The sequence below is a fragment of the Nocardia sp. NPDC050175 genome (genome assembly GCF_044459885.1).
Classification (GTDB): Bacteria; Actinomycetota; Actinomycetes; order Mycobacteriales; family Mycobacteriaceae; genus Nocardia.
In genome coordinates, this window is the sequence record NZ_JBITJI010000011.1 from 238180 (window position 1) to 261854 (window position 23675).

A 23675-nucleotide genomic window follows, 5' to 3' on the forward strand; every position below is an offset into this window, starting at 1 on the left:
TCCTACCGGAAGGCGTTGTCCATGAACTGGTTTCGATTGCCGACCGACCGGATCGACCAGGCGGCCGACTGGGTGTCCAAGCAGGTGAACGCGCGGGTCCCCGCGGCCGATCCGGCCGAGCGGGATCCCGAATTCATCATCGACACAGTGGGTCCCGGCTGGTTGCTCGCGCGGCTGTACTTCCGCGCGGAGGTCCGTGGTCTCGACCGGATTCCGGCCGAGGGCCCGGTCCTGTTGGTCGGCAATCATTCCGGGGGCAACGTCTCACCGGAGGTGCTGGTGGCGACGTTGGCCTTCGTGCGCCGGTTCGGTCCGCATCGCCCGTTCTATCAGCTGGCGCACGACATGGTGATGGCCTATCCGGTCATCGGCACGTTGCTGCGCCGCTTCGGCACGGTCGGCGCGGACCCGGACAGCGCGCGGCAGGTGCTTCGCGACGGGGCGGTGGTGCTCGTGTATCCCGGTGGTGACTGGGAGGTGCACCGTCCGACCTGGAAGGAAGACGAGATCGACTTCGCGGGCCGGACCGGTTTTCTCCGATTGGCCTGGGACGAAAACGTTCCCATCGTGCCGATGGTGAACATGGGCGCCCAGCAGACCGCGCTGATGCTGTCGCGCGGCGACGGACTGGCCCGGCTGCTGCGGCTGGATAAGATGTTGCGGCTGAAGGTATTTCCCATCTCGATCGCCCTGCCGTGGGGACTCAATATCGGCGATCTCGCCGGGCACATTCCGTTGCCGAGCAAGGTCACCGTCGAGTTCCTCGAGCCGATCGATCTGCGCGCCGAACTCGGGCCGGAGCTGGATCTGGAGGCGGCCTACGAGCACGTCACCGGCGTCATGCAGGAGGCGCTGAGCGGCCTCGCGGACGAGCGTGGGCTGCCGATCGTCGGCTGACCTGCCGATTCAGCTCGTGCCGGGCAGCGCCTGCGCGACGAACATGTAGCTCTTCTCCTCGACCCGCCGCGCGATCCGCCACTGCCCGTCGACGCGGGCAAACGTATCCAAGTACCAGAGCCCGCACAGCATCAGGCTCGACGGCCCATCACCGCCGGACAGCATCATCGGGTTGTGGCACATGGTCCGTCCGGTGGCGGTGTCGCCGTCGACGGTGATCGAGGAATTGCTGATCAAGTGTTGGAACGCCGGAAAATTCGGCAACATGGCGGCGAGGAATTTCTTCGTCGCCGCCACGTCGCCGGCCGAGCCGCCCATCGCGGTGTAGTCGATGTGCGCGTCATCGGTGAAGATGTCGTCCAACTGGTCCCACTGGCCGGTGTCGACCGCGTGGGAATACCGGACCATCAGGTCCTGGATCTCCAGGCGGTCCGAGATCTCCTGTAGGGACAGCATGTTTGCCTCCGAATAGCGCGGGTCCGAGAATCAAACCTCAGTGTCGCAGCGGTGGCGGAGGTGAGAAGGGGTTTATGCCTTGTGCGGCAAGATGGTCAGTACAAGTGCGAGCCCGGCCGCGATGCTGGCGAACGCGAGGACCGTGGTGGTAGCAGACTGCGTCAGAGCGGCAATGCCGATCGAAAAGGCAAGGCACGTAGCGAATGCCAGCACCGCGGTCCCCGGCTCCACGCCGGCGATCCGGGTGGGTCGGTGATCCGTCGATGTCATACCTCTCTGCGTACCCACTCGGCGCCGTTACGAAACCGTGACTGTTGAATCGCCACGTCAGCGGCTCGTTCGTGCGCCGATGCGTGGGGACATCGCTGCGCGCGATATCCCCACCCGGGTCGTCGGTTACTGGAGCTTGCCGTCGTAGTCGGGGAGCTTGTAGGTGCGTTCGGCGTGACCACCGTTGAGGTCGGTCCAGTTGTTGCCCACGTTCTGGATGATCGTGTAGCCGTCGTCCTCGATCTGGGCGCGGTAGGCCGTCTTCATCTCCTGCTTGCCGCGGGGGTCGTCGGGCGTGCGATGGTAGATGGTGTGCACGGGTAATCCAGCCCGTTCCAACGCGATTCGCGTCTTGGAGGGCCTGCCGGTCTCGGTGTAGTTGCGGTTGGTGATGTAGAAAACCTCGACGTGACTCTGATCGGCCTGCTTGGCCAGTTTCAACGTACCGTCGACCGCCGGAATGTTGTCGCGGTCGATCGCGAAATCGGTGGCGAGGGTGGTGTCGTCGATGTCGAAGACGATGGCCAGCTTGCCGCCTGCGGCGACTCGGCTGCGCAAATCGGCGGAGGCGGTGGCCAGCGCGGTGTCGACATCCCGGAGCCACTGTTCCGGATCGATGCCTTTGTAGCTCTGCATACCGTCGGTGCGCGCGGCGGCGGCGGTGCCCGCGCCGAGGACGCTCACTGCCATCAGCATGGCGACAGCGGTCAGGACGAGTCGTGCGATTCTCGACTGCACTCGAAAACCTTTCCCTGCTTGTCGATCGTTGTCATGGACGACGGCAGGCTATGACCGCGCCCTTGCCCGCGCGCGGTGCGCAGGTGAACGAGTCGTGAATGCGCTGGCAGGGGGCTCGGCTACCTGTGCTCCCCAGATGGTGGGGAGCCGCAAGTGGAGTACAGCTGTACTCGCGACCCGGGCGGCGGGCGGTCGAAGGATGAGGGCGTGCGGAATACCGCGCAGCAGTTACCAAGAGCATGGAGTGCGCTCATGGCCGAAAGATTCACCCTCCCGCCGCCGGGATTCCTGCGAACCGAAATCACCGATCTCGGACCCGTCATCGATCCGAAATTCACCGACGCACACGACTGGAGCGAGTACCTCCCGCCGGTGCCGACGACGCCGGTGGATTCGGGGGAGCGGGACCTCAGGGCGGCTGAGGAAGCCGCGTCCGTCGCGCCGCATGTCGCGCTGGCGCAGCCCGGCGTCAACCGCCTACTCGATGGTAAGCGCTACGAAATCCTCAGCGTTGGAACACGTTTCCTGGATCGCGACACCGAGTATCCGGTGGTCGTCCTCTACAACTATTCCGACGATATCGTCGTCGAGGCCATTGTCGATGTGGCCGCGCATTTGCTCGTCGAAGTGCACACGACCCAGACCCAGCCTGCCGTGTCCGCGGCCGAGGAGGCTCGCGCCATCGAACTGGTCCGCCGCGACGGTCGGCTCACGGCGCAGGGCATCGACGTCGGCACCGGCGCCGGGCTGATCGTCGAGGACGTGAATTTCCACAGCTCCCGGTACCGGCATCGGCTCGTCGACCTTCGGTTCGGACCTGCGGATCGGCGGGTGCCGACGGCATTCGCCATCGTGGATCTGAGTGCCGAAGATGTCGCCGAGGTCGGTTTGATCCCGGAGGCACGGTCATGAGCAGCTCGGGAACAGTGAGTTGGCCGCCGGAGGCTCCGGTCTGGAAGTTCCTCTGGGAGGTGCTCGACGGCAAGAGCGAAGCGATCGCCTTCCGCGATGTCTACTACAAGGGCATCAAGGTGCTACACCGTGCCAGCCTGCCGATGATTCGGGTGCAATACGACGGCGGTGCGGGCGGTCCATACAAGGACCAGCTCAGCAGCGGCAACATGCAGCGGCCCGTCGCGGTCTACGAGGGCACCAACCCGGACTACCGGTTCCTCGTGGTCGAGAGTTATCACGTCATCGGCCGCTACCGCCTGCTCAACCGGTGGATCTTCCGCAGCGACGGCATCATCCTGCCGCAGCTGTACAGCGCGGGCCTGCAACACCCGGCCAACCATCGCCACCACACCTACTGGCGATTCGACTGGGACATCGACGGTGCCGCGAACAACCTCGCGCTGCAACACGCACTGACGAGCCAGGATTGGGGCTACGGCCCCGGCTGGATCCCGCGGACGAGCGAGCTGTCCTCGATCCACATCGGCGACAACCGTTGGGCCGTCCTCAAAAAGGGCACGGGCCGCGGTTTCCTGATCGACAAGGGCCCGTTCGACGGTGCCAGCGACTGGTTCTCCCGGCTCGACGTCGCGATCACCGCCTACCACGGCCCCGAGGATCTCGGCGGCGCGCTCGGCGGCCCGAACGACGACGAGATCTGGCGACATGTCAACGGCGAGAACACCGATGGCGCCGACATCGTCATGTGGTACGTCGCGCACCTCGCCCACGAGGCGCACGACGGTGGCGACGAATGGCATGTCTGCGGGCCGATCCTGCGGCAGTTCGGTTACTGACCTCGTTGCGCGCCCCGACTGTTCGGCCGGGGCGCGCAACGGGCGCTTACACCCGACGTGCCTGAACCACCCAGACCGGCATCGTGATTCGTCCTTGGGCATCGGCCACCACATTCGGATACTGCGCCAAGAACTCGCGGCACGACTCGGCCGCCGCGAGCTGCTCACCCTCGGTCAGGTCGGTGACGGCCCACCCACCGGCGGTCAGGGTGTCGCGAATATTCTGCTGCGACACGGGAAGTGGAGCGGGTAGGCCGCCAATTGTCTTGTCGGAGAAGCACAACATGCTCAACAAGGCCTCGGGTTTCGTGGCCCGATGCAGGGCCGCGACGTACTGTGCACGTTGCTCGTCGGTGAGACAGTGATAGAGCGCGCTGTCCAGCACGGTGTCGAACCGCCCACCGTACCCATCCAGCCTGGTGGCATCGGCAACAGCGAATTCAACATCCACCCCGCGCGCCGCCGCCCGCCGCCGCGCCAGCTCAACAGCAGGCGCGGCGGCATCGATCGCGGTCACCCGATAGCCCCGTTGAGCCAGGTAGATCGCGTTATCTCCAAGGCCGCAGCCAACATCGAGCACCGCGCCGGACATCCGCCCCGCCCGCTCCAACGCGACAACGGCAGGTTGCGGCTCGCCGATATCCCAAGGCACCGGCGAGGTCGTATAAAAGTCATCGAAGTCGAGAATCATGATCCCAGCTCACCCGACCGGACATCTAGCTACCAGCCAGCCAGCTGTTCGTGGCTGATTCCGTCACCGATCACGGTCGGATGATGGAATTCGGCAGGCGTCACAGGGGGAGGTTGGTGTGGAGGCGGGTGGCGGCGGTGAAGATGGCGGAGGATTGGATGGTTACCAGGCGGTGGACCGGGATGGGGTGGCCTGGGGCGTTGGTTTCTATGTCGGTGCACCATTTTTCGAAGATGGCGGCGAAATGGGTTCGCTCGGTGGATATTTCGGCGGTGAGGTCGTGACGGGCCGCTTCGTCCAGTAGGCGTAGGAGCATGCCGCCGGCGCGGAGGCGGGCTACGCCGACCCAGACGTAGTTTTCGATGAAGATTTCGCCGCGGGTTGCGGTGCGGGATTCGGTGGCGGAGCGTCTGGCGGTGGCGTTTCCGCGCAGGGCTCGGACGGTGTCGGTCAGGGCGCGTTCGAAGGGGCTTCGGCCGGTCAGTCGTTCGGATAGTCGGTCGAGGACGCCGAGGACGATGTCGGCGATTTCCTCGTAAGCTGTTGCGGTAGAACACAGGATGCTCGCGAGGGAGTGATCGCTCGGGGTGTCATCGGTGACGCGTGTGTCGACCCATAACGGCAATTCGCAAACCAGGAGGGCGGTTCCGTAGGCGGCCGCGTAATCGCGGATGCCCGCGCCGTACATCATCGCCAGCGGTTCGACACCCTCGGCGGTCAACGTTTCGGCGATGCGCTGGAATGTCGGAAGCTCGAAAACCCCTGGCGCCCAGGTGCTGGCGCCCGGCACGTCGGGTTGGCCGTCATAGATCGGTACGCCCGCGGCGGTCAGCTGGTCGGTGAGTCCGGTCCAGTAGTCGCGATCGCCGCCGGTGGTGTAGAAGAATCCGCCGCCGAAATCGGCGTTGTGCAGCGACACGATCAGCGCCGGATGGGTCCGATCGATCAAGCCCATCAGGGCCCGAGTTTCCGGCAGTGGCGAGCCGACATCGTTTCCGCGCCAACGGGTCGGGAAACACCACTCGGGCTGCTCGGCCGCGGGCGGACGGTAGAAACCGCGCGCGACGCCGGTCCTGGTCCGCGCCTCGGCGAACCATCCTTCGTTGAGCCGCGTGCCGTCCGGATCGAGACACAGCACGAAATGCCAGGTGGCGCCCAAGGTTTGCGCGTCGTCGGCGGTCAGCCTGCCCAGCAGGTGCCGGATCGTCGCCATCCCGATGGGCTCGTTCGGATGCGGATTCCCGATCACGACCACCTGCCGTGCCCCCGACCCGACCCGCACCTCGCGAATCGGATCACCCCCGCGTGACCTGCCGATTTCGGCGACCGTCAGCCGATCCGGCACCGCGTCGGCCAACTTGTCGACGAACTCGCTCAATTCATCCACCGTGGGAAACGAGTCGATCCGCTCGACGACACCGACGATCTTGCTCAGTTCATCAACCACCGAAACCTTCGTCCTCCGCGCCCTCTTCAATAGTGGGCGCGTCGGGCAACCTACGGGCCAGTTTTCGCCCAGCAGAACGCATTACGCAGGAGTTGGCACACCTCCTAACATCCGATGATCGAACCAATCACCGCTAGCGAGGAACGCCGAAGGAGGGCGGCGCGTCGGCTTCGGCGGTGCCGAACTCCGCGCCGGGTTCGGTGCCCAAGGTGAAGTCGAGGCGACCGCCCGACAGGGCGAAGGATTCGGGCAACCACGCCTTGGTGGTGTTCTCGCCGTTCACCTGCAAGGTGCGAATGTACGGTGCGGCCTCATCGACCTCGGGGGCACTGATGGTGAACTGCTCGCCGGACGAGCGCCGGATCTCCACCTTCGAGAACGCCGGCGTGTGCACGAAAAGTTCAGCGCGGCCGGGGATTACGGGGTAGAGCCCGAGCGAGGCCCATACGTACCAGGCCGACATGGTGCCGAGGTCGTCATTGCCGACCAGTCCGTTCGGTGTCGGGCCGAACAGCTCGGTGCGGGCGCGGCGGACCACGTCCTGCGTGCGGTAGGGCAGCCCCGCCCACGCGTACAGCCACGGAGTTTGCAGCGTCGGCTCGTTGCCGAGATAGGCGAACGGCGCGTGCGGGCCCGCGTTCAACTGGGTGAAGAAGGTGTCCAGCCGACCGGCCGCCTTGGCCCGGCCGCCCATCAGGTCGAAGAGGCCACGGACATCCTGGAAGGTCATCCACTGGTATTGCGCGCCATTGCCTTCCACGTATCCGTCGGTGCCCGCCGGGTCGTACAGCAGCCCGAAGAAGCCCTCGGCGGAGCGGGGTTGCAGCCAGCCGGTGAGCGGGTTGTACAGGTGCTGCCAGCCGTGTGCGCTGCGCAGGAACTTGTCACTGACCGCGCGGTTGCCGAGCCGGTCGGCCAGCTGGGAGATGCCGAAGTCGGCGATGTTGTACTCGAGCGTGTCGGACACCTGGCCGGGCACCCAGCCGAGCCGCTGGTATTCGTCGTTGTTCGGCCGCTCGGTGTAACCGGCCTTCTCGCCGACGCGTTCTGCGCCCGCGACCATCGAGTCGAGCGCGTCCTCGGCGTCGAAGTCATCGGCCCCGAACGCGTACGCGGTGGCCACGACCGAGTGGTACGGGTCGCCGTTCATCACCCCGGTGATGGTGTTCTGATGCGACCAGCGGTCCCACACGTCGCCGAGGACGTGCGCGTTGTCGTACATCGACTGGGCGATGTCGGAGGCCACATCGGGTGCCAGCCACGCGAGCAGCTGGGCCTCGCTCCGATAGATGTCCCAGCCGGAGAAGGTTGCGTAGTAGTGGTGTGCGGGTTGGCCGGGGGCCGCAGGCCGCACCTGGTGGGTCTTGCCGTCGAATCCGGTGTAGTTGCCGTCGACGTCGTCGAAGATGTACGGCTGCAAGAACACGTGGTAAAGCGCGGAATAGAAGGTGCGCAACCGATCCGGATCACCGCCGGTCACCTGGACCTGATCGAACCTGCGCCGCCACGCGTCGCGGGCGTCCACCCGGACGGAGTCGAAGTCCTTCGTGCCGATCTCGGCGGCGAGATTGCGGCGAGCGCCGTCGAGGCTGACGTAGGACAGGCCGGTGCGCATCTGCACCGGCTGCGCCGAGTCGAATTGCAGGAAGGCGCCGGCGCCGAGGCCGTTGCTCGCGATGTCGCCGGAATTCGTGCGGCGCGTCGGTGCAGCGCCACGGGCGGTGGTCGAGCCCGGCTTGATGACGTTGTCCTTCCAGGTGCCCGACGCCGTGATCGGACGGTCGAAGGTGGCCTGGAAGTAGACGCGATATCGGGTGCGCGCGCCACAGAACCCGCCGGTCAGCGCCCAGCCGGACACGGAGTTGCCGTCGATGGTGATCTCGGCGTCGTCGACCCCGTTCACCGAACCGGTGACGTCGAGGAGCAGCGTGCCCGGCTTGTCCTGCGGAAAGGTGAAGCGGGCGACGCCCGCCCTGGTCGACGCGGTCAGCTCGGTCTGCACGCCGGAGTCGGTGGCGACGCGGTAGTAGCCCGGGTTGGCCTGCTCGTTCGCGTGATCGAAGGTCTGCAGGTAGCCAGCGCCGTCGACGGCCGGTGACCGGCCGATGATCCCGGACACCGGCAGCACCGGAAAGTCCTGTGCGCCAGTGCAACCGGGGCCGGAGATGTGCGTCATCGAGAACCCGTACAGCCGGTTGTCCTCGTACTTGTAACCACCGCCCGCAGTGCGCACCGTATCCGGGCTCCACTGCATCATCCCGAACGGCGTCACCGCGCCAGGGAAAGTCATCCCCGCCCCGCCGCCGTGCCCGAAATCGGGCCCACCATCCTGCGTCCCGACGAACGGATTCACATATCTACTGGAATCGGCCACGGTCTCAGCGTGCGCCACAACGGGAATCAAGGGAAGCAACAATGGAACAACGATGCCGACAAGCCGGCGACGCGACATACCTCTCCTCGACGAGCGTCAGACAACGTTGCCCCTTTGCGTGCCCCATCCTGGCAGGATGCCTCGTGCGTCGACCCTCCGACACGCCGCTGATCAGCGCATTTGTGGTTTTACATCGATCGGAGTGGGTGCCGGTCGCTTGGTAGGTGTGGGTGGCCGACCCAGCTTCGTGGCTTCGAAATCGCGCGGCCGACTATGCACGCTGAGCGTGCACAATCCATCGCCGCGGCCGGTCTCGCGGTCGCCTGGCGACGAAGATGGCGATGGTAGGTCCGGGCGCAGTGGGTCCGGCTGTTGGTGGCCGGTACGGCATCCGATCAGCCTCCGAGAGTGATCTCGTTGTCGCGCAAGGTGTCCCGCAGGTCGTCGATTCTGAGGATTTCGTGGATCCACGTCGGCGCGGTGGGCTGGCGTAGTACGGCCGCCCGCACGGCCGCGGCGGCTACGACGGCGGTCGCCAGCGACTGACCGCGACCGGCGGCCCAGAGTGACGTCCCGTTCGACGAGCGCGCGAGCACCATCCACTTATCGCTGCCCGGCATCCGTTTCGGTGCCAGCGACTGGAGCGCGGGTGCTCTGGTGAGCATGCCGAGTCCGAGTGTGGCGAGGCGCGTGTCCATACGCAGATAACTGCGGACCGGGACGCCGAATTCGCGAGTGAGCCGGTGTTGGTCGGCGAAATCGGCGCGCAGGGCTGAGGCCGGTTTGTATCCGGACTCCTTCGGCACGTCGAATCGCTGCGGCCTGGTGAAGTTGCGGATGGTGGTGCCGTCGGGATCGGGAAAGTGTTTTCCGAGCAGGCCGTAGGTCCACGCGGTCGCGGCGGCGCCGTGCTGCTCGCCGGATCCGAGTCCGATCACGATGTCGACCGGGCTTCGGTGGCTGGACAAGGCGTCCGCGGCGAGCAGCGTGGTCAGGCCGGGTGCCAACCCGACGCCGAGCACGACCGGCCCGGTGACACTCTCCAAGCTTCGTACGTATGCACTGGTGGCGGAGATGTCGAGGAACGGAATCCCACGCCCGGCACACACCTCGGCCAGCCGGATATCCTCGGCACCCGCGCAATTGACCACGGCGGCAACACCGTCCAACGCGGCCGCGAAACTGTCGACATCGGTTAGATCGAGCACCACATCCGCCCGCGCCGGGTCCCGCCCAGCGGCCAGCGCCGACAGCCCGTCGGCCCGCAGCAGTCGCACCGCGTGCCCGCCGACCGCCCCGTATCCGCCCAAAATCAGCACATTCATCGGGACCCCTCCGGATGTCATTGCACCGTAAGGACGTCCACGACCCGGGTGCGCCACCCCACCCTAGTGAAGATTTCCGGTTGGTCGCGGAATCGGGACATCTGATGACTATGACGCCCCGATTCCGCTGACCGACGAGATCAGAAACTGGCTCAACCGCGTTGCCTGCGGCAACTATTCAGAGCAGCCACGGATTCATCGAGCAGACCGGCGCGGGGTGGGTGGCCGGGTTGAGCGCGCGCAGCGCGAGGGAGACCGCGCGGGGGGAGTAGAGCATCGAGTTGTGGTCGGAGATGTCCTGCACGCAGCCGTCCTGCAGGAGCACGTCGTCGACCGTCGCGCCCGGGCCCGCGGTGAGGTAGGTGCGGGTGAACGGGCTGGACACCTCGTCGTAGCGGCCGGCGACGATGGTGTACTCGACGCCGGACATCGTGTCGCCGCCCTCGTTGAGCTTGGTGAGCACCGGCGATCCGATGAGCTGCTGGATGCCCGCGTGGCCGATGAGCGCCTCGGTCGGGGTCGAAAGGTCAAGTCCCATCGTGTCTTTGAAGACGCCGAGCAGACTGCCGAGGCCGCTGAGCGTGGTGCCGTGGTTGGTGGCGCCATAGGTGATGAGCTTCTTCACCTTGTTCGCCGCGGGCTCGTCGGCGTTCGCGCCGCCCTCGAACTTCAGGTACTGGCGTGCCACTACGCCGCCCTGTGAGTGCCCGATCATGTCGACCTGTCCCGTGCCGGTGGCGGCGAGCACGCGATCGACGAAGACGGCGAGTTGTTTCGCGGAGTCCTCGATGTAGCCGGTGGCGCCGATTGTGGGCTGGTTGAGTCCCGCGCCTGCGACGTTGGCGCGGCCGTAGTTGAAGGTGAAGACGCAGTAGCCCGCCTTGGCGAGTTGCGGGGACATGTAGGAGTACGCGCCGAAAGCGCTGGCCCAGGTCCCGTGCACCAGGACGACCGGTCGCGGGTGGGCGTCGTCGGGCTTGCACGCCCAGTTGTTCGATCCCTGCGGTGCGACGTCCGGATTGACGAGTCCGTAGGCGAAGGCCGCGGCCTCATCGGTCAGCACCGGGCCGTACCCGACGGTGTCGGCGGAGTGCGTTTCCGAGACCGGCCCCGGATCCCCAACGGCCACCGCGGCATTGAGCCCTAATCCGACAATCGCGGCTGCCATGATCGCCGCGATCGTGCGCGACGAACGGAGGATGCTTCTCATTTGCTGGTTCCTAGGAAGAGAGGTGCTTTGAGCACAGATGTGTGGAGCTGGAATAGAAACTGGTCGTACGACCAGTTGAAGGAAGATTAGAGGCAATTCGCTAGGAATTAGCCGTGACTACTTTCACGCCGCGATGGCCGATGCCGACCCCGGCGAACACACGGCCGGTCGACGTGCGAATCACCACGCACGGCCGAGGTTTTACTCACCGACAGTTCACCCAACGTTTCACCAGTTCAGCACTGTCGAACGCACGTCATTGCGCAGCCATCAAGCCTCGCCAGGCGGCAACCGCACACCCAGCGTCACCGTCGGCCCCCGTCGGCACACCCTTGCGGAAACCCTCACGCCTTTTTCATGCGTCCCGAGCGCTTTGGACAACAGGGGGAGGAAATCCGCACTCGTACTCGGGACACGCACTCGGAATAGGGCCCTAAAGCCAGTGCAGGTCCCGAGTTAGGGTGCAGATTCTGCTGGTAGGGGCCAGGGGGCGGTGGGGGTCAGCTGGCGCGGTGGTGGATGGGGCGGACGCCGGCGAGGGCGCGTAGGGCGTCGGCGCGGGAGATGGGTTGGTCGTCGGCTAGGGCTGCGAGTTCGATGGCGAGCCAGTCGCGGATGAGTTCGCTCATGGTTATGCCGCGGGCCTGGGCTTCGGCTTTGATGGATTGGTCCATGTCGAGGGGGATGCGCAGGGATCGCACCACCATGATGTCCTCGCCGGGCGCCATCGGCGGGGGCACGTCGGCCTCGCGCACCGGGGCGTCGTCGAAGACGAGGCTGTCCATCAACTCGTCCACCCCCTGGGGGGTGGCGGGGAAGTTGTTGTCGCCCATCACTGGTTCTCCTGTTCCCACTTTTCGAACTCGGTTACCTGCTCCGGGCTCATCGGTCGGGCGGCGACGATCTGCCATTGCCAGGGTTCGGCCTGGCGCAGGCCGACGATCAGCGGCCGGCCCGCGGCCGTCCGGCCCCAGATCGTCAGCATCTCCATGCCCGCAGTGCCCCGGCCACGCCGTGGCCATCGTCGCTGCTTGGTCAGCACCTGCATCACCTCGTTCGGAGAGATCCCGATGAGCATGTCCAACGCCCAATCAGGCCACTCGAAACCCACACCAGCCATAATACGCGCGTATTACGCCTGGTGGCTAGCGGTGGGTCAGCGCGCGGCGAGTTCGGCGCGGCGGCGGTCGAGCAGGCGCAGGATCATCGGGGTGAAGATGAGCTGCATGGCGAGGTCCATTTTGCCGCCGGGGCAGACGATGGTGTTCGGGCGCGACATGAACGAGTCGTGCAGCATGCCGAGCAGGTAGGAAAAGTCGATGTTGTTCGGGTCGCGGAATCTGATGATCAAGAAGGACTCGTCGGCCGTCGGAATCGTCCTGGCGATAAAAGGATTCGAGGTGTCGACCACGGGGACTCGCTGGAAGTTGACGTCCGTGCAGGAAAACTGCCTGCACATGTAGTTCAGGTAGTCGGGCATCCGCCGCAGGATGGTGTCGGTGACCGCTTCGGAGGTGTAACCGCGAACCATCTTGTCGCGGTGCAGTTTCTGGATCCATTCGAGGTTGATCACCGGGACCACCCCGATGCGCAGGTCGGCGTGCCTGGCGACGTCCACCTCTTCGGTGACGATCGCGCCGTGCAGTCCCTCGTAGAACAGCATGTCGGAAGCGGCGGGTAGTTCCTCCCACGGGGTGAACGTGCCCGGTTGCTGCCCATACGGTTTCGCCTCTGCGGCGTCGTGCAGGTAGCGGCGGATCTTGCCGGACCCGGTCTCGCCGTAATGACGGAACAACTCCTCGAGATCCTCGAAAAGGTTTGCCGCAGGACCGAAATGGCTGAACGCGTGGTCGCCGCGCTCTTGCGCCTCGGCCATCGCGGCCTTCATGGACACTCGGTCGTAGCGATGGAAGCTGTCGCCTTCGACGAAAGCCACGTTCACGTGTTCGCGCCGGAAGATCTGTTCGAAGGTGTGCATCACCGAGGTGGTGCCCGCACCGGAGGACCCGGTCACCGAGACGATCGGATGCATGCGTGACATCGGCGGAAAACCTGCCTCAACCGGTCGCTCGGAACAGGCCGCGGTTGCCGTACAGCGGCCAGGCGCAGGCACTGTCGTTGTGCTCGCGGTGATATCGGTCGATCCGCGCCACCTCTTCGGTTGCGCCGAAGATGAACGGGATCCGTTGGTGCAGGCCGTCCGGGACCACGTCGAGCACGCGTTCGCGGCCGGTGCTCGCCGCACCGTCGGCCTGTTCGATCAGGAACGACATCGGGTTCGCCTCGTAGAGCAGCCGGAGCCGGCCTGGCCGCGTCGGGTCCTTCGAATCGCGGGGATAGAGGAAAACGCCACCGCGAGTGAGGATTCGGTGTGTCTCGGCGACGAGTGACGCGATCCACCGCATGTTGAAGTCTTTGCCGCGCGGACCCGGCTTGCCCGCCAGGCATTCGTTGACGTAGCGCTGGACGGCCGGTTCCCAGAAGCGCTGGTTCGACGCATTGATGGCGAATTCCGAAGCGGCGTTCGGGATCTGGACCTTCGGGCGGGTGAGGATGAACTCGCCGAGCCCGCGATCGAGCGTGAAGGCGTGCACACCCGTGCCGACGGTCAGCACCAGCATGGTGGACGGACCGTAGATCGCGTACCCGGCACACACCTGTGCGGTGCCGGGTTGGAGGAAGTCCTCGGTGCTCGCGTCCACCCCGGGATTGGGCGCGCGCAGGATCGAAAAGATGCTGCCGATAGAGACATTCACGTCGATGTTGGAGGACCCGTCCAGCGGGTCGAACAGCAACAGATACTTGCCCCGTGGATAACCGGCAGGCAGCACGTACGGCTCCGCCAGTTCCTCGGACACCATGCCCGCGACCTGCCCGCTCCACTCGGTGGCGCGCAGGAAGTAGTCGTTCGCGACGAGGTCGAGCTTCTGCTGGACCTCACCCTGCACGTTCGTCCGATCGGCCGAACCGAGCACGTCGGCAAGCGCGCCGTTGGCGACCCGATTCGCGATGGCCTTGCAGGCCAGCGCGACCTCGAGGATCAGCGCGTTCAAATCGCCGCTGGCGCTGGGATATCGCCGCCGCTCCTCGATGAGGAACTGCACGAGCGTGGTGTGATCGGCGAGCATGGCTCGCACCTCCTGGAAGAGTTCCGAAATCGCTAGTGCCCGTACCGCATCCGATACCGCTCCTTCTCGTAGGCGGTGCTCTTGCCGCGGTCGACGATCCCCGGATCGAGTCCGTGCTGGGTGAGCCGGAACCGCCGCCACACGTAGCTGTGCGCCACCGTGAAGACGAACATCGGGACGGCCATGATGACGATCATCTGCCACTTGATGTGCATCGGACCGGGGAAAAGCAGGACGAACCCGTACAGCGGAATGAACGGCACGATGAATCGGACCAGATACCGTTCCATGGCGTACGGTCCGGTCAAGTCGTGCAAGACCCAATCGTGTAGGTACGAGGGCAGTTCGCGGCCGAGGTTGTAGGCAATTCGTTGCCGCATTGTCGGAGTCTTCATAACTGTCGAGCATCCCCTTTCGCGCACGCCATTCCATCCCCCTGCGGGGTGGCGGCCGGGGGGTGCCAACCCAATTCGCGGTGCTCGGTCAGATGCTCGACCAGAAGTTCGGTGGATGCCGTTGCCGCCGTTTGGCTGACGACATGCCATGGGCGGTGCAGCGGGGTACCTGGCACGTCGAGTTCGACGAGTGCGCCGGAATCCAATTCGCGCCGAACAGATTGGCGAGAAACAAGCGTGACGCCCAGTCCGGCAACGGCCGCGGCGACAACTGACCCGTGCGACCCCAGCATCAATTGTGGTGGCGCCACTTCGAGTTCGCGCAACAATGTCGTGGTGGTCTCCCGAGTACCGGAACCCGCCTCACGCAATAACCAAGTCGTGCGCGCGAGCTCGAATTCCGCCGCGATATCCGGCGGCCCGACGACAACCAGGGTATTGATCGAAACCGCCCGCACCCACGCGTTCCGCAGGTCGGCCGGCGGACGCCCCGCGACGACGAGATCGACCGCGTGCTGCGTCAACAGCGGCCAAATGCGCCGTCCAGGAGCGACTTCGAGCCGCAGCACCACGCCGGGATGCTTCGCCCGAAACGACGCGAGCAGCGCGGGTATCAACAGCTCACCCGCGGTGACCACCGCCGCCAGCCGAATCGAACCCTGCTCGGGATCGGCCCGCCCACGCGCCGCGAGCACCGCCTCGTCGTGCAATCCGAGAATGCGGCGCGCGAAATCGACGTAGGTCAACCCGGCCGGGGTCAGCCGGACCCCGCGGCCGTGCCGATCGACCAGCGCGGTGCCGACCTCGGCGCTCAGCGCGCTCACCGCCGAGGACACCGCCGATTCGGTGACCACCAACCGCTGGGCCGCGCCGCGCACCGAGCCTGCGGCATCCAGTTCGATGAGCGCGCGTAGTCGAGCGTTGGTCGTCATCGGTCAGGTGCGCTGGAGTTCGGTGCGCAGCCGCACTGCCGCGGCGTTGGCGCGCACCCGCTCGGCGAGTGCGGTCTGGCCTGCGGCGTATCTGGTGGTGTCGCCGCGCCAGGCCAGGAGTGCGGGCGTGACCAGGGCGCGGCCGAACGAAAAGGTCAACGGCCATGGGGTGCGCAGATGTTGGAGTGCCGCGAGATTCGCGGTGGCGCGGTCGGGTGGCTGCCCGCCGGAGAGGAAGGCGATGCCCGCGAGGTCGTCGGGCCACGCCTGCAACACCTTTCCGGTCACTGCGGCGACGTCGGCCGGAGCGGTCCGATCGGGGTTGTCCGCGCCTTCGACGATCATGTTCGGCTTGAGCACCATCCCTGCCAGGTCGACGTTGAGCAGCTCGAGGGCCGTGCGAACCTCCGCGTGGATGGCGGCGGTGACCTCCGCGCACCGGATTTGTGAGTGGTTGCCGGTCATCACCACCTCCGGCTCGACGATCGGCACCAGCCCGGCTTCCTGGCAGGCGGCGGCGTAGCGGGCGAGGGCGGAGGCGTTGACGGCGATGGCACCGGCGGTCGGCGTGCTGTCGGTAATCGCGTAGACGGCACGCCACTTCGCGAACCTCGCACCGAGTTCGGCGTAGCGCGTGAGTCTGGCGGCAAGTCCGTCGAGGCCCTCGGTCACCGTTTCCCCGGGCAGGCCGGGACATGCTTTCGCGCCGGTATCGACCTTTATGCCCGGCAGGATGCCGAGAGTGTGCAGTGCTTGCGCGAATGGGGCGCCGCCGCAATGCTGATTGAGCGTTTCGTCGCACAGAATGATGCCGGAGACGCCGTCCGCGAGATCGGGTGTGGTCGCCAACAGTTCGCGATAAACGCGCCGATTCTCCGCTGTCCCTTCGACACCGGCGTTTTCCAGCCGTGTCGACATGGTGCCGATGCTTTCGTCGGCGGCGAGTATCCCCTTGCCGGGCGCCATCAATTGGGTCGCGATTTCCCGGCATGTGTGCATCTGCAGGTCCTCTCGATCGATTCGACAGAACTCGAATCTACGAGCACGCAGCCGATTACACATCACCCGGACGGGTGAGGGCTCGAATGATGAAGTAATCACTGAAGTGTTCGCGGAAAACTCTCCATGGACAGGTTCATTGTCCGCGAGGAGTATTCGAACCATGACAGACCGCTGGAACGCCGGGGTTATCCCGTACGCCGAAATGGGTTACTGGCAGCCGGATTACGAGCCCAAGGACTCGGATATCTTGTGCGCCTTCCGGATTACCCCGCAACCGGGGGTGCCGCCGGAGGAGGCGGGGGCGGCGGTCGCGGGGGAGTCGAGCACCGCGACGTGGACGGTGGTCTGGACCGACCGGCTCACCAGTTTCGAGCACTACCAAGCCAAGTGCTACAGCGTGCAGCCCGTCCCGAACGCGCCGGGGCAGTTCATCGCCTTGATCGCCTACGACGTCGACTTGTTCGAGGAAGGCTCCATCGCCAACCTCACCAGCTCGATCATCGGAAACGTCTTCGGCTTCAAGCCACTCAAGGCGCTGCGGCTCGAGGACATGCGCATCCCGACCCACTACGTGAAGACGTTCCAGGGCCCGGCACACGGGGTGGTGATGGAGCGCGAACACCTCAACAAGTTCGGCCGTCCGCTGCTCGGCGCGACCACCAAGCCGAAACTCGGTCTGTCCGCGCGCAATTACGGGCGGGTCGTCTATGAGGCGCTGCGCGGCGGGCTCGACTTCACCAAGGACGACGAGAACATCAACTCTCAGCCGTTCATGCGCTGGCGCGATCGGTATCTGTTCTGCATGGAAGCCGTCAATCGCGCCCAGGCCGCGACCGGCGAGATCAAAGGCCACTACCTCAACGTCACCGCCGCCACCATGGAGCAGATGTACGAACGGGCCACGCTGGCAAAGGAACTCGGCTCCATCGTGGTGATGATCGACCTGACGGTCGGCTACACCGCGATCCAGTCGATGGCCAACTGGTCGCGCGCCAACGGCGTGCTGCTGCACCTGCACCGGGCCGGTCACGGCACCTACACGCGGCAGAAGTCGCACGGTGTGAGCTTCCGGGTCATCGCGAAATGGATGCGGCTGGCCGGTGTCGACCACGTGCATGCCGGCACGGTCGTCGGCAAGTTGGAGGGCGACCCGCACGTCATCGCGGGCTACTACGACACCCTGCGACTGGACAGCGTCAAGGCCGACCCGGCGAAAGGCCTGTATTTCGACCAGGAATGGGCCTCGATGCCCGGTGTCATGCCGGTCGCGTCGGGCGGCATCCATGCGGGCCAGATGCATCAGCTGCTGCACTACCTCGGTGAGGACGTGGTGCTCCAGTTCGGTGGCGGCACGATCGGCCATCCAATGGGCATTGCCGCAGGCGCGGAAGCGAATCGGGTCGCGTTGGAGACGATGGTCAAGGCGCGCAACGAGGGTCGCGACTACTTCAAGGAGGGCCCCGAGATCCTGCGCAAGGCGGCATCGCGCAATCGCGCGCTGGACGCGGCGCTGGCGACCTGGGGCGACATCACCTTCAACTACGAATCCACCGACACCCCAGACGTTGTCGCGACACCGACCACGGTCTGACGGAAGGACAGCGACAATGCGCATCACCCAGGGCACCTTCTCCTACCTGCCCGACTTCACCGACGAGGAGATCACCGCGCAGATCCAGTACGCGCTGGACAACAAGTGGCCGCTGTCGGTGGAATTCACCGACGACCCACACCCGCGCAACATCTACTGGGAGATGTGGGGGTTGCCGATGTTCGATCTGGCCGATGCCGCCGGGGTTCTCTTGGAGGTGAACGCCTGCCGGACAACACATCCCGAAATGTATGTCCGGCTCAACGCCTACGATGCCCGGCCGTGCAGGCAGACGACGGCGTTCTCGTTCATCGTGCAGCGGCCCGCCGACGAGCCAGGCTTCCGCCTGGACCGGACCGAGGGTTCGGACCGGCGGATCTCCTACAGCACCTTCGCCTACGTGACCGAGCGGCCGGTCGGCGGCCGACACGCGCGCACCTGAGATGGACGTGCCTGCTGGAACCCGGACACCGTTCGGGTCCTGGCCCGGCAATACCGCTGGGCCACAGTCGGATCCGGATGAGCCCGCGCCCGACTTCCTGCCTGCCGATGCCGTGGTCGACCTCGCTGCGGCCCGTCGGCAGTCCGGTATCGGCGACGTGCTCGGCGAACTCGACACGCAGCTGGTCGGATTGGCGCCGGTGAAGACCCGCATCGCCGAGATCGCCGCGCTGCTGCTGATCGATCGGATGCGCGCCCAGTTCGGGGTGCTCGCACCGAAACCCACGCTGCACATGTGCTTCACGGGTAACCCGGGCACGGGCAAGACGACGGTCGCGCTGCGGATGGCCGACTTGCTGCACCGGCTCGGTTATCTGCGCCGCGGGCACCTGGTCAGCGTCACCCGCGACGACCTGGTCGGTGAGTACGTCGGCCACACCGCGCCGAAGACCAGGGAGGTGATCAAGCGGGCGATGGGTGGCGTGCTGTTCATCGATGAGGCCTACTACCTGTACAAAGCGGAGAACGAGCGCGACTACGGTGGCGAGTCGATCGAGATCCTGCTGCAGGTGATGGAGAACAATCGCGACGACCTGGTGGTGATCCTGGCCGGTTACGCGGACAAGATGGATGGGTTCTTCTCCGCGAATCCCGGCATGCAAAGCCGTATCGCCCACCACATTTCGTTCCCGGATTACACGGTGGGGGAGTTGGAGGAGATCGCCTGCCTGATGACCGGTGAGCTCGGCTATGCGTTCTCCGACGAGGCGCGGGTGGCATTGCGTCAGTACCTGGGGCATCGGATCGGGCAGCCGTGGTTCGCCAATGCGCGCAGTGTCCGCAACGCGGTGGAACGCGCACGGCTGCGGCACGCGCGCCGACTGGTCACTGAGGACGCCGAGGTCGGGTTGGCTGCGCTCACCACGATCGAGGCGTCAGACCTGCTCGTCAGCAGGGTGTTTCGGTGACTCCAGGGGGATCTTGACCGTCACCGTCGTCCCCGAACCGGGGCGTGATCGGATGCTCAACCGGCCACCGACGAGCTCGGCGCGCTCGGCCATCGACAGCAAGCCGTAGCCGCCCATTTCATTGGCACCCAACGGTCGTTCGGACGTGTCGAAACCTATACCGTCGTCTGCGATTTCGAGACGGGCGGTATCGGCGTGCACCGCGAAGCTGAGCGTGGCAACCCTGGCCTCGGCATGTTTGACAACGTTCTGCAGGCATTCCTGCGCGATGCGGTACAGCGCGAGTTCGATGTGTTCGGGCAGTCGGTGGTCGGCGAGTTCGAGTTCCAGATCGATCTGCGGTATCGATCTGGCGAGGCTGGCGAGTCCGCCGGCCAGGCCGAGGTCGTCCAGCACCGGCGGCCGGAGCCCGCTGATCGCCGCCCGCGCCTCCTGCAGCGTCAGATCCACCAATTCCCTTGCCTTGTCGAGTTGTTCGGCGGCCTCGACCTGGTCATCGACGACCGCACGAGCTGCCGCGTCCAGGCGATAGGCAAGGGTGACCAGCCGCTGCGAGATGCCGTCGTGAATATCGCTGGCCAGTCGGCGGCGTTCGAGCTCCTGCGCCGCGATCATCTGCTCCGCGAAGTCCTCGTGCGCCCGCTCCCGCGCCGCGAGCTGACGATGCTGCCTGGCCTGCTGCAGCGCACCTGCCACCAGCCTGCCGAGCAGTAGCAGCAATTCCATGTCGTGGCCGCTGAATTCGCGTCGCTCGACGGTATGCACATCGAGGACGCCGACCAGTCCGCCGGGATCGGTCTCCATCGGAATCGACACCATCGAGGTAAAAGTCGCGCCGCCCAGTGCGGCGATCGGCTGGTACCGGGGATCGGCCTCCTTGTTGTCGCTGATCACCGCCGCTTGGCGACGGCTGGCCACCCAGCCGGTGATCCCGGAGCCGAGTGCGAGCCGAACCCGGCCGATGTGGCGATCGAATGGCGGGGTCGCACCGGCCAGGGTGAGGGAGCGGTCCGAGTCGTCGAGGACGTGCACGAGACAAACATCCGCCGCCGTCGACGCGACGATCATCCGGGCGACCGCGGCGGCCAGCGGCTCGATCGCCGGGCCGCTGGACATCGCCTGCACGATGTCCAGGAGGGTCTCTCGTTCGGGATCGATGCGGCCGCGCACCGAAGATGCACTCGCCGTGGACAATTCGGGCTGCGGGCCCGGTGTCGTCACTGGAATATGCCCTCGCGGAGGGCAGTCGCGACCGCGGTCGTCCGGTCGCTGACGCCCAGCTTGCGGTAGATCGATCGCAGGTGGCTCTTGACCGTTTCGTCGCTGATGATCAGTCGTGTCGCGATGCCGCGATTGGACAGACCGGTGACCATGAACGACATGATCTCGCTCTCCCGCTGGGTCAGGCCCTGCCGTGCGCCCGGCCAGAACTCGTCGCGCTGCATGCGGGCCGCGGTGTCCACCGCGCGTACGGCCATGTCCGGGTCGATCGCGGTGGATCCGCCGTGCACGAGTTCCAGCTGCCGCACCAGTTCGTCGCTGCTGATGCTCTTCAGCAGGTAGCCGGAGGCGCCGACCCGTAGCGCTTGGAACAGATACTGCTCGTCGTCGTAGACCGATAGCAGCACCACCTTGCGTTCCGGGGCGAGCCCGCGCATCGACCGGCACAGATCCAGCCCGCTGATGCCTTGCATGCGGATATCGCAGAGGACGATGTCGGGTTCGAGGTCGGTGATGACCCGCAACGCGTCCTCCGCGCCGACGGATTGCCCGACGACCACGACGCGCTGGTGGAACGACGCGAGCATCGCCTTCAGGCCCTCGATCACCATCTCATGGTCGTCGACCAGGACAACTCGTACCGGCCCCGTGGCGGACGTCACCATAACCCCACGATACGGCGGTTTTCGGCCATGTCCATCCCCTCGTCAACCCCCCGCTCCGGGGTGACCCGGCCGGTCAGTCGACGCCTAGCATTGAGGATGACCCATGAGGAGTTCGGGATGGATATGCCCGCCCATAGTGCCCGCTGCCGAATTCCGGTCGAGCAGGCGAAGACTCGTGGCTGACAAGACGCTACGGATCTTCCGCGCGAGCCGAAACACCCGGCGACGACCCATCATGCTGGCCATCGCCGGGGACAGTGCCGCGGGAAAGACCACGGTGACCGCGGGTTTGGTCGAGGCGTTGGGCGCGCACCGCTGCGTATGGCTGTCCACCGACGACTACCACCGATTCGATCGCGTTGAGCGGCAAGACAAACCGTTCACGCCGCTGCACCCGGACTGCCACTACATCGACATCCTCGGCCAGCATCTGCAGTTGCTCGCTACGGGCCAGCCGATTCTCAAGCCCGTGTACAACCACGACACCGGCAGACTCACCCGCCCGGAACTCGTTGAGCCCAACGAGTTCGTGATCGTCGAGGGCTTGCTGCCGATGCACAACAGCCTCGCCCGAGCCTGCTTCGACCTGACGGTCTACCTCGACCCGTCGGAGGAGATCCGCCGCGGCTGGAAGGTCAAGCGCGACACCGCCACTCGTGGCTACACTGCCGAACAAGTCCTCTCCGTACTGTCCCGCAGCGAACCCGAATCCACCGAATTCATCCGCCCACAACGCGCACACGCCGACATCGTCGTCCGCTTCGCCACCATCGAGGGCCGCCCCAACTTGTCCGCCGAACTCCTACTCCGCCCAACAATCCAACAACCGGACCTGACCGCCATCCTGCAACCCGACCTGACCCACGCGATCCACCTCCGGCTCGCCCGCGACACCGACGGCAAACCCGTCGACAGCGTCCACATCCACGGCTACGCAACGACCGAAGACGGTGCAGCCGTAGAAAAATTGATCTGGCAATCCCTCGGCGACCCAACCACCCCACCCCCACCCAGCCTCGGCCGAGTCACCCCCGACGCCCACAGCACCCCCCTCGCCGTCGTACAGATGATCCTGCTGCACCATCTACTAGCAGGCACCCCCTAGATCAGCGCAACGAGCGCTAATTCTGCCCCGTCAACGAACCCAACGGCTCGCGACGAAGACGGAGAGAGCATGGAGCTGACAACCCCTTCCAGTAACTATGAGGGTTCACCGCAGCCATCGGCGAGTCTGCCCATCACCTTCGACCGCAGATTTGTGGTGGTGCGATACCACATCGGCCACTCGCAACTCGTCCTACGCAGTACGCCACACTCCACCCCGGACTACATCGAAGTCACCTTCGAGGCTGTCGCCGGAATGAAACTGGTCCCGCATTATGAGCCGCTGACCATAGATATCGCGGAGCCAGCGCTGAACGAGGAAATGGCGAAATTCTGTGGCCTGCGAGAACCTTCGAACACGGGTTATCGCTGCTACAAGCTCGAGTCCGAGCGTGGTGACGGACTGGTAATGTGCGCTGGATATCGTATATTCCTACATCCACGAGAAGCCGAGGGTGGTGCCCCGACAGTTCGGCACCAGAATTCCCAACTGATCCTCAAAAGCGAGTATTGATTTCACGGTGAAAGGATTTTCTGTGTCCTCGGATGGTCTTGGAATAGTAGATTTTCAACTATATTTGTTGAAGACAATGGACCCGCCTGAAGCTTTGCTGACTGCTGCGTTGGCTGAGCTAGGGTGTTCGATCGACGACATGGAGGTCAGCCTCGAAAACATTCAAAGCGCGACCCAGCTTTGGCGGGGTGGTTCGGCGGGAGAGATCGTAACGATGTTGAGCGACGTTTGCGTGAGTGCCCCGACCGGCGCGGGTCATCAGACTTACGCGTACAATTTTCCTCTGTGGCCGGAATTCGACGTGGTGTTGACCTTCGACCCTTTGGTAAGAGTGCTGTCGAATGCTCAATTTGTAAGATTTACTGGCCACTATTCCGAAAGTGGTGTAAGGGCGTGGAATTTTACCGAAAGAGATTTGGTAGAAAACTTCGATCAGATAACACGTACAGAAGTCTGGGGGAGCTACGCCACCTATAATGCCCGCGATACCGATCGTGATCAGTGGTGCCGGTTGAGATTCGGATGGGGGCTCCTCCAGGACATCAGACTCTGAAA

Annotated in this window: 26 protein-coding genes; 9 read left to right on the forward strand and 17 right to left on the reverse strand. The window is 65.2% G+C overall.

The genetic code is table 11. The features are described from left to right. The first annotated feature begins 21 nt into the window (after positions 1–21). The gene (locus tag ACIBK2_RS32735; RefSeq protein ID WP_396972887.1) at positions 22–897 is read left to right on the forward strand and encodes a lysophospholipid acyltransferase family protein; all 876 of its coding nucleotides are present in this window, start codon (positions 22–24) and stop codon (positions 895–897) included. Positions 898–906: 9 nt separating this feature from the next. Here the strand turns inward: ACIBK2_RS32735 and ACIBK2_RS32740 are convergent, their stop codons facing one another. The 3 genes from ACIBK2_RS32740 to ACIBK2_RS32750 all read right to left on the reverse strand — a co-directional run bounded on the left by ACIBK2_RS32740 (position 907) and on the right by ACIBK2_RS32750 (position 2361). Further along, positions 907–1353, reverse strand: coding sequence for a nuclear transport factor 2 family protein (locus tag ACIBK2_RS32740; RefSeq protein WP_357389677.1), 447 nt, complete (start codon positions 1351–1353; stop codon positions 907–909). Between the two features lie 72 nt (positions 1354–1425). Then, on the reverse strand, positions 1426–1623 hold the full coding sequence (locus tag ACIBK2_RS32745) for a hypothetical protein (protein WP_396972889.1): 198 nt from the start codon (positions 1621–1623) through the stop codon (positions 1426–1428). A 126-nt stretch (positions 1624–1749) separates the two neighbouring features. Continuing rightward, the gene (locus ACIBK2_RS32750; RefSeq protein ID WP_396972891.1) at positions 1750–2361 is read right to left on the reverse strand and encodes an HAD family acid phosphatase; all 612 of its coding nucleotides are present in this window, start codon (positions 2359–2361) and stop codon (positions 1750–1752) included. Between the two features lie 252 nt (positions 2362–2613). Between ACIBK2_RS32750 and ACIBK2_RS32755 the strand changes: the two genes are divergently transcribed. Continuing rightward, complete coding sequence (locus ACIBK2_RS32755; RefSeq protein ID WP_396972893.1) at positions 2614–3273, forward strand: hypothetical protein; 660 nt, start codon at positions 2614–2616, stop codon at positions 3271–3273. Further along, positions 3270–4112, forward strand: a complete 843-nt coding sequence (locus ACIBK2_RS32760; RefSeq protein ID WP_396972895.1) for a hypothetical protein — start codon at positions 3270–3272, stop codon at positions 4110–4112. The genes ACIBK2_RS32755 and ACIBK2_RS32760 overlap by 4 nt, the downstream gene beginning before the upstream one ends. Positions 4113–4158: 46 nt before the next feature. Here the strand turns inward: ACIBK2_RS32760 and ACIBK2_RS32765 are convergent, their stop codons facing one another. From ACIBK2_RS32765 to ACIBK2_RS32820, 12 genes are all read right to left on the reverse strand, one after another. Beyond that, positions 4159–4803 (reverse strand): class I SAM-dependent methyltransferase, encoded by a 645-nt coding sequence (locus ACIBK2_RS32765; protein ID WP_396972897.1) that lies wholly within the window; start codon positions 4801–4803, stop codon positions 4159–4161. Positions 4804–4903: 100 nt separating this feature from the next. Continuing rightward, positions 4904–6250, reverse strand: a complete 1347-nt coding sequence (locus tag ACIBK2_RS32770) for a M14 family zinc carboxypeptidase (protein WP_396972899.1) — start codon at positions 6248–6250, stop codon at positions 4904–4906. A gap of 133 nt (positions 6251–6383) precedes the next feature. Further along, on the reverse strand, positions 6384–8702 hold the full coding sequence (locus ACIBK2_RS32775) for a GH92 family glycosyl hydrolase (protein ID WP_396972901.1): 2319 nt from the start codon (positions 8700–8702) through the stop codon (positions 6384–6386). A gap of 317 nt (positions 8703–9019) precedes the next feature. Beyond that, entirely contained in the window at positions 9020–9949 is a 930-nt protein-coding gene (locus ACIBK2_RS32780; protein WP_396972903.1) for an NAD-dependent epimerase/dehydratase family protein, read from the reverse strand. A gap of 178 nt (positions 9950–10127) precedes the next feature. Then, positions 10128–11159 (reverse strand): esterase/lipase family protein, encoded by a 1032-nt coding sequence (locus tag ACIBK2_RS32785; protein WP_396972905.1) that lies wholly within the window; start codon positions 11157–11159, stop codon positions 10128–10130. Positions 11160–11659: 500 nt separating this feature from the next. After that, positions 11660–11992 carry a hypothetical protein gene (locus ACIBK2_RS32790; protein ID WP_396972907.1) on the reverse strand — a complete coding sequence of 111 codons (333 nt, stop codon included), beginning with the start codon at positions 11990–11992 and terminating at the stop codon, positions 11660–11662. After that, positions 11992–12270, reverse strand: coding sequence for a hypothetical protein (locus ACIBK2_RS32795; RefSeq protein ID WP_357389697.1), 279 nt, complete (start codon positions 12268–12270; stop codon positions 11992–11994). The genes ACIBK2_RS32790 and ACIBK2_RS32795 overlap by 1 nt, the downstream gene beginning before the upstream one ends. Positions 12271–12315: 45 nt before the next feature. Further along, positions 12316–13200, reverse strand: coding sequence for a phosphoribulokinase (locus ACIBK2_RS32800; protein WP_396972908.1), 885 nt, complete (start codon positions 13198–13200; stop codon positions 12316–12318). A gap of 16 nt (positions 13201–13216) precedes the next feature. Next, a complete protein-coding gene (locus ACIBK2_RS32805; RefSeq protein ID WP_396972910.1) occupies positions 13217–14287 on the reverse strand; it encodes a class 1 fructose-bisphosphatase in 1071 nt (356 codons plus the stop codon). A gap of 32 nt (positions 14288–14319) precedes the next feature. Continuing rightward, positions 14320–14667 (reverse strand): DUF5313 family protein, encoded by a 348-nt coding sequence (locus ACIBK2_RS32810; RefSeq protein ID WP_396972911.1) that lies wholly within the window; start codon positions 14665–14667, stop codon positions 14320–14322. An 11-nt stretch (positions 14668–14678) separates the two neighbouring features. Continuing rightward, positions 14679–15614 (reverse strand): LysR family transcriptional regulator, encoded by a 936-nt coding sequence (locus ACIBK2_RS32815; RefSeq protein ID WP_396972913.1) that lies wholly within the window; start codon positions 15612–15614, stop codon positions 14679–14681. Between the two features lie 3 nt (positions 15615–15617). After that, on the reverse strand, positions 15618–16613 hold the full coding sequence (locus tag ACIBK2_RS32820) for a class I fructose-bisphosphate aldolase (RefSeq protein WP_396972915.1): 996 nt from the start codon (positions 16611–16613) through the stop codon (positions 15618–15620). 163 nt (positions 16614–16776) lie between these two features. Here ACIBK2_RS32820 and ACIBK2_RS32825 point away from each other — a divergent pair, with 163 nt between their 5' ends. The 3 genes from ACIBK2_RS32825 to cbbX are packed head-to-tail and all read left to right on the forward strand — an operon-like array spanning position 16777 to position 19616. Beyond that, a complete protein-coding gene (locus ACIBK2_RS32825) occupies positions 16777–18207 on the forward strand; it encodes a form I ribulose bisphosphate carboxylase large subunit (protein ID WP_396972917.1) in 1431 nt (476 codons plus the stop codon). 16 nt (positions 18208–18223) lie between these two features. Next, a complete protein-coding gene (locus ACIBK2_RS32830; protein ID WP_396972919.1) occupies positions 18224–18649 on the forward strand; it encodes a ribulose bisphosphate carboxylase small subunit in 426 nt (141 codons plus the stop codon). Between the two features lie 7 nt (positions 18650–18656). Continuing rightward, a complete protein-coding gene (gene cbbX / locus ACIBK2_RS32835) occupies positions 18657–19616 on the forward strand; it encodes a CbbX protein (RefSeq protein WP_396972921.1) in 960 nt (319 codons plus the stop codon). On the opposite strand, the gene ACIBK2_RS32840 is transcribed toward cbbX, so the two are convergent. After that, entirely contained in the window at positions 19584–20732 is a 1149-nt protein-coding gene (locus ACIBK2_RS32840; RefSeq protein ID WP_396973072.1) for a GAF domain-containing protein, read from the reverse strand. The genes cbbX and ACIBK2_RS32840 overlap by 33 nt on opposite strands. A 101-nt stretch (positions 20733–20833) precedes the next feature. Continuing rightward, positions 20834–21502 carry a response regulator gene (locus ACIBK2_RS32845; RefSeq protein ID WP_396972923.1) on the reverse strand — a complete coding sequence of 223 codons (669 nt, stop codon included), beginning with the start codon at positions 21500–21502 and terminating at the stop codon, positions 20834–20836. A 175-nt stretch (positions 21503–21677) separates the two neighbouring features. Between ACIBK2_RS32845 and ACIBK2_RS32850 the strand changes: the two genes are divergently transcribed. The 3 genes from ACIBK2_RS32850 to ACIBK2_RS32860 all read left to right on the forward strand — a co-directional run bounded on the left by ACIBK2_RS32850 (position 21678) and on the right by ACIBK2_RS32860 (position 23673). Further along, complete coding sequence (locus ACIBK2_RS32850; RefSeq protein WP_396972925.1) at positions 21678–22607, forward strand: phosphoribulokinase; 930 nt, start codon at positions 21678–21680, stop codon at positions 22605–22607. A gap of 69 nt (positions 22608–22676) precedes the next feature. Beyond that, on the forward strand, positions 22677–23120 hold the full coding sequence (locus ACIBK2_RS32855) for a hypothetical protein (protein WP_396972927.1): 444 nt from the start codon (positions 22677–22679) through the stop codon (positions 23118–23120). 22 nt (positions 23121–23142) lie between these two features. After that, positions 23143–23673 (forward strand): hypothetical protein, encoded by a 531-nt coding sequence (locus ACIBK2_RS32860; protein WP_396972929.1) that lies wholly within the window; start codon positions 23143–23145, stop codon positions 23671–23673. Positions 23674–23675: the final 2 nt, after the last annotated feature.

What these genes read in the sequence shown, in the direction of transcription:
- ACIBK2_RS32740 (WP_357389677.1), bottom strand. Translation starts at nt 1,353, where the DNA reads ATGCTGTCCCTACAGGAGATCTCGGACCGCCTGGAGATCCAGGACCTG.
- ACIBK2_RS32790 (WP_396972907.1), bottom strand. Translation starts at nt 11,992, where the DNA reads ATGGGCGACAACAACTTCCCCGCCACCCCCCAGGGGGTGGACGAGTTG.
- ACIBK2_RS32800 (WP_396972908.1), bottom strand. Translation starts at nt 13,200, where the DNA reads ATGTCACGCATGCATCCGATCGTCTCGGTGACCGGGTCCTCCGGTGCG.
- ACIBK2_RS32735 (WP_396972887.1), top strand. Translation starts at nt 22, where the DNA reads ATGAACTGGTTTCGATTGCCGACCGACCGGATCGACCAGGCGGCCGAC.
- ACIBK2_RS32830 (WP_396972919.1), top strand. Translation starts at nt 18,224, where the DNA reads ATGCGCATCACCCAGGGCACCTTCTCCTACCTGCCCGACTTCACCGAC.
- ACIBK2_RS32775 (WP_396972901.1), bottom strand. Translation starts at nt 8,702, where the DNA reads ATGTCGCGTCGCCGGCTTGTCGGCATCGTTGTTCCATTGTTGCTTCCC.
- ACIBK2_RS32805 (WP_396972910.1), bottom strand. Translation starts at nt 14,287, where the DNA reads ATGCTCGCCGATCACACCACGCTCGTGCAGTTCCTCATCGAGGAGCGG.
- ACIBK2_RS32815 (WP_396972913.1), bottom strand. Translation starts at nt 15,614, where the DNA reads ATGACGACCAACGCTCGACTACGCGCGCTCATCGAACTGGATGCCGCA.
- ACIBK2_RS32755 (WP_396972893.1), top strand. Translation starts at nt 2,614, where the DNA reads ATGGCCGAAAGATTCACCCTCCCGCCGCCGGGATTCCTGCGAACCGAA.
- ACIBK2_RS32785 (WP_396972905.1), bottom strand. Translation starts at nt 11,159, where the DNA reads ATGAGAAGCATCCTCCGTTCGTCGCGCACGATCGCGGCGATCATGGCA.
- ACIBK2_RS32780 (WP_396972903.1), bottom strand. Translation starts at nt 9,949, where the DNA reads ATGAATGTGCTGATTTTGGGCGGATACGGGGCGGTCGGCGGGCACGCG.
- ACIBK2_RS32745 (WP_396972889.1), bottom strand. Translation starts at nt 1,623, where the DNA reads ATGACATCGACGGATCACCGACCCACCCGGATCGCCGGCGTGGAGCCG.
- ACIBK2_RS32810 (WP_396972911.1), bottom strand. Translation starts at nt 14,667, where the DNA reads ATGCGGCAACGAATTGCCTACAACCTCGGCCGCGAACTGCCCTCGTAC.
- ACIBK2_RS32765 (WP_396972897.1), bottom strand. Translation starts at nt 4,803, where the DNA reads ATGATTCTCGACTTCGATGACTTTTATACGACCTCGCCGGTGCCTTGG.
- ACIBK2_RS32855 (WP_396972927.1), top strand. Translation starts at nt 22,677, where the DNA reads ATGGAGCTGACAACCCCTTCCAGTAACTATGAGGGTTCACCGCAGCCA.
- ACIBK2_RS32845 (WP_396972923.1), bottom strand. Translation starts at nt 21,502, where the DNA reads ATGGTGACGTCCGCCACGGGGCCGGTACGAGTTGTCCTGGTCGACGAC.
- ACIBK2_RS32825 (WP_396972917.1), top strand. Translation starts at nt 16,777, where the DNA reads ATGACAGACCGCTGGAACGCCGGGGTTATCCCGTACGCCGAAATGGGT.
- ACIBK2_RS32840 (WP_396973072.1), bottom strand. Translation starts at nt 20,732, where the DNA reads ATGTCCAGCGGCCCGGCGATCGAGCCGCTGGCCGCCGCGGTCGCCCGG.
- ACIBK2_RS32760 (WP_396972895.1), top strand. Translation starts at nt 3,270, where the DNA reads ATGAGCAGCTCGGGAACAGTGAGTTGGCCGCCGGAGGCTCCGGTCTGG.
- ACIBK2_RS32820 (WP_396972915.1), bottom strand. Translation starts at nt 16,613, where the DNA reads ATGCACACATGCCGGGAAATCGCGACCCAATTGATGGCGCCCGGCAAG.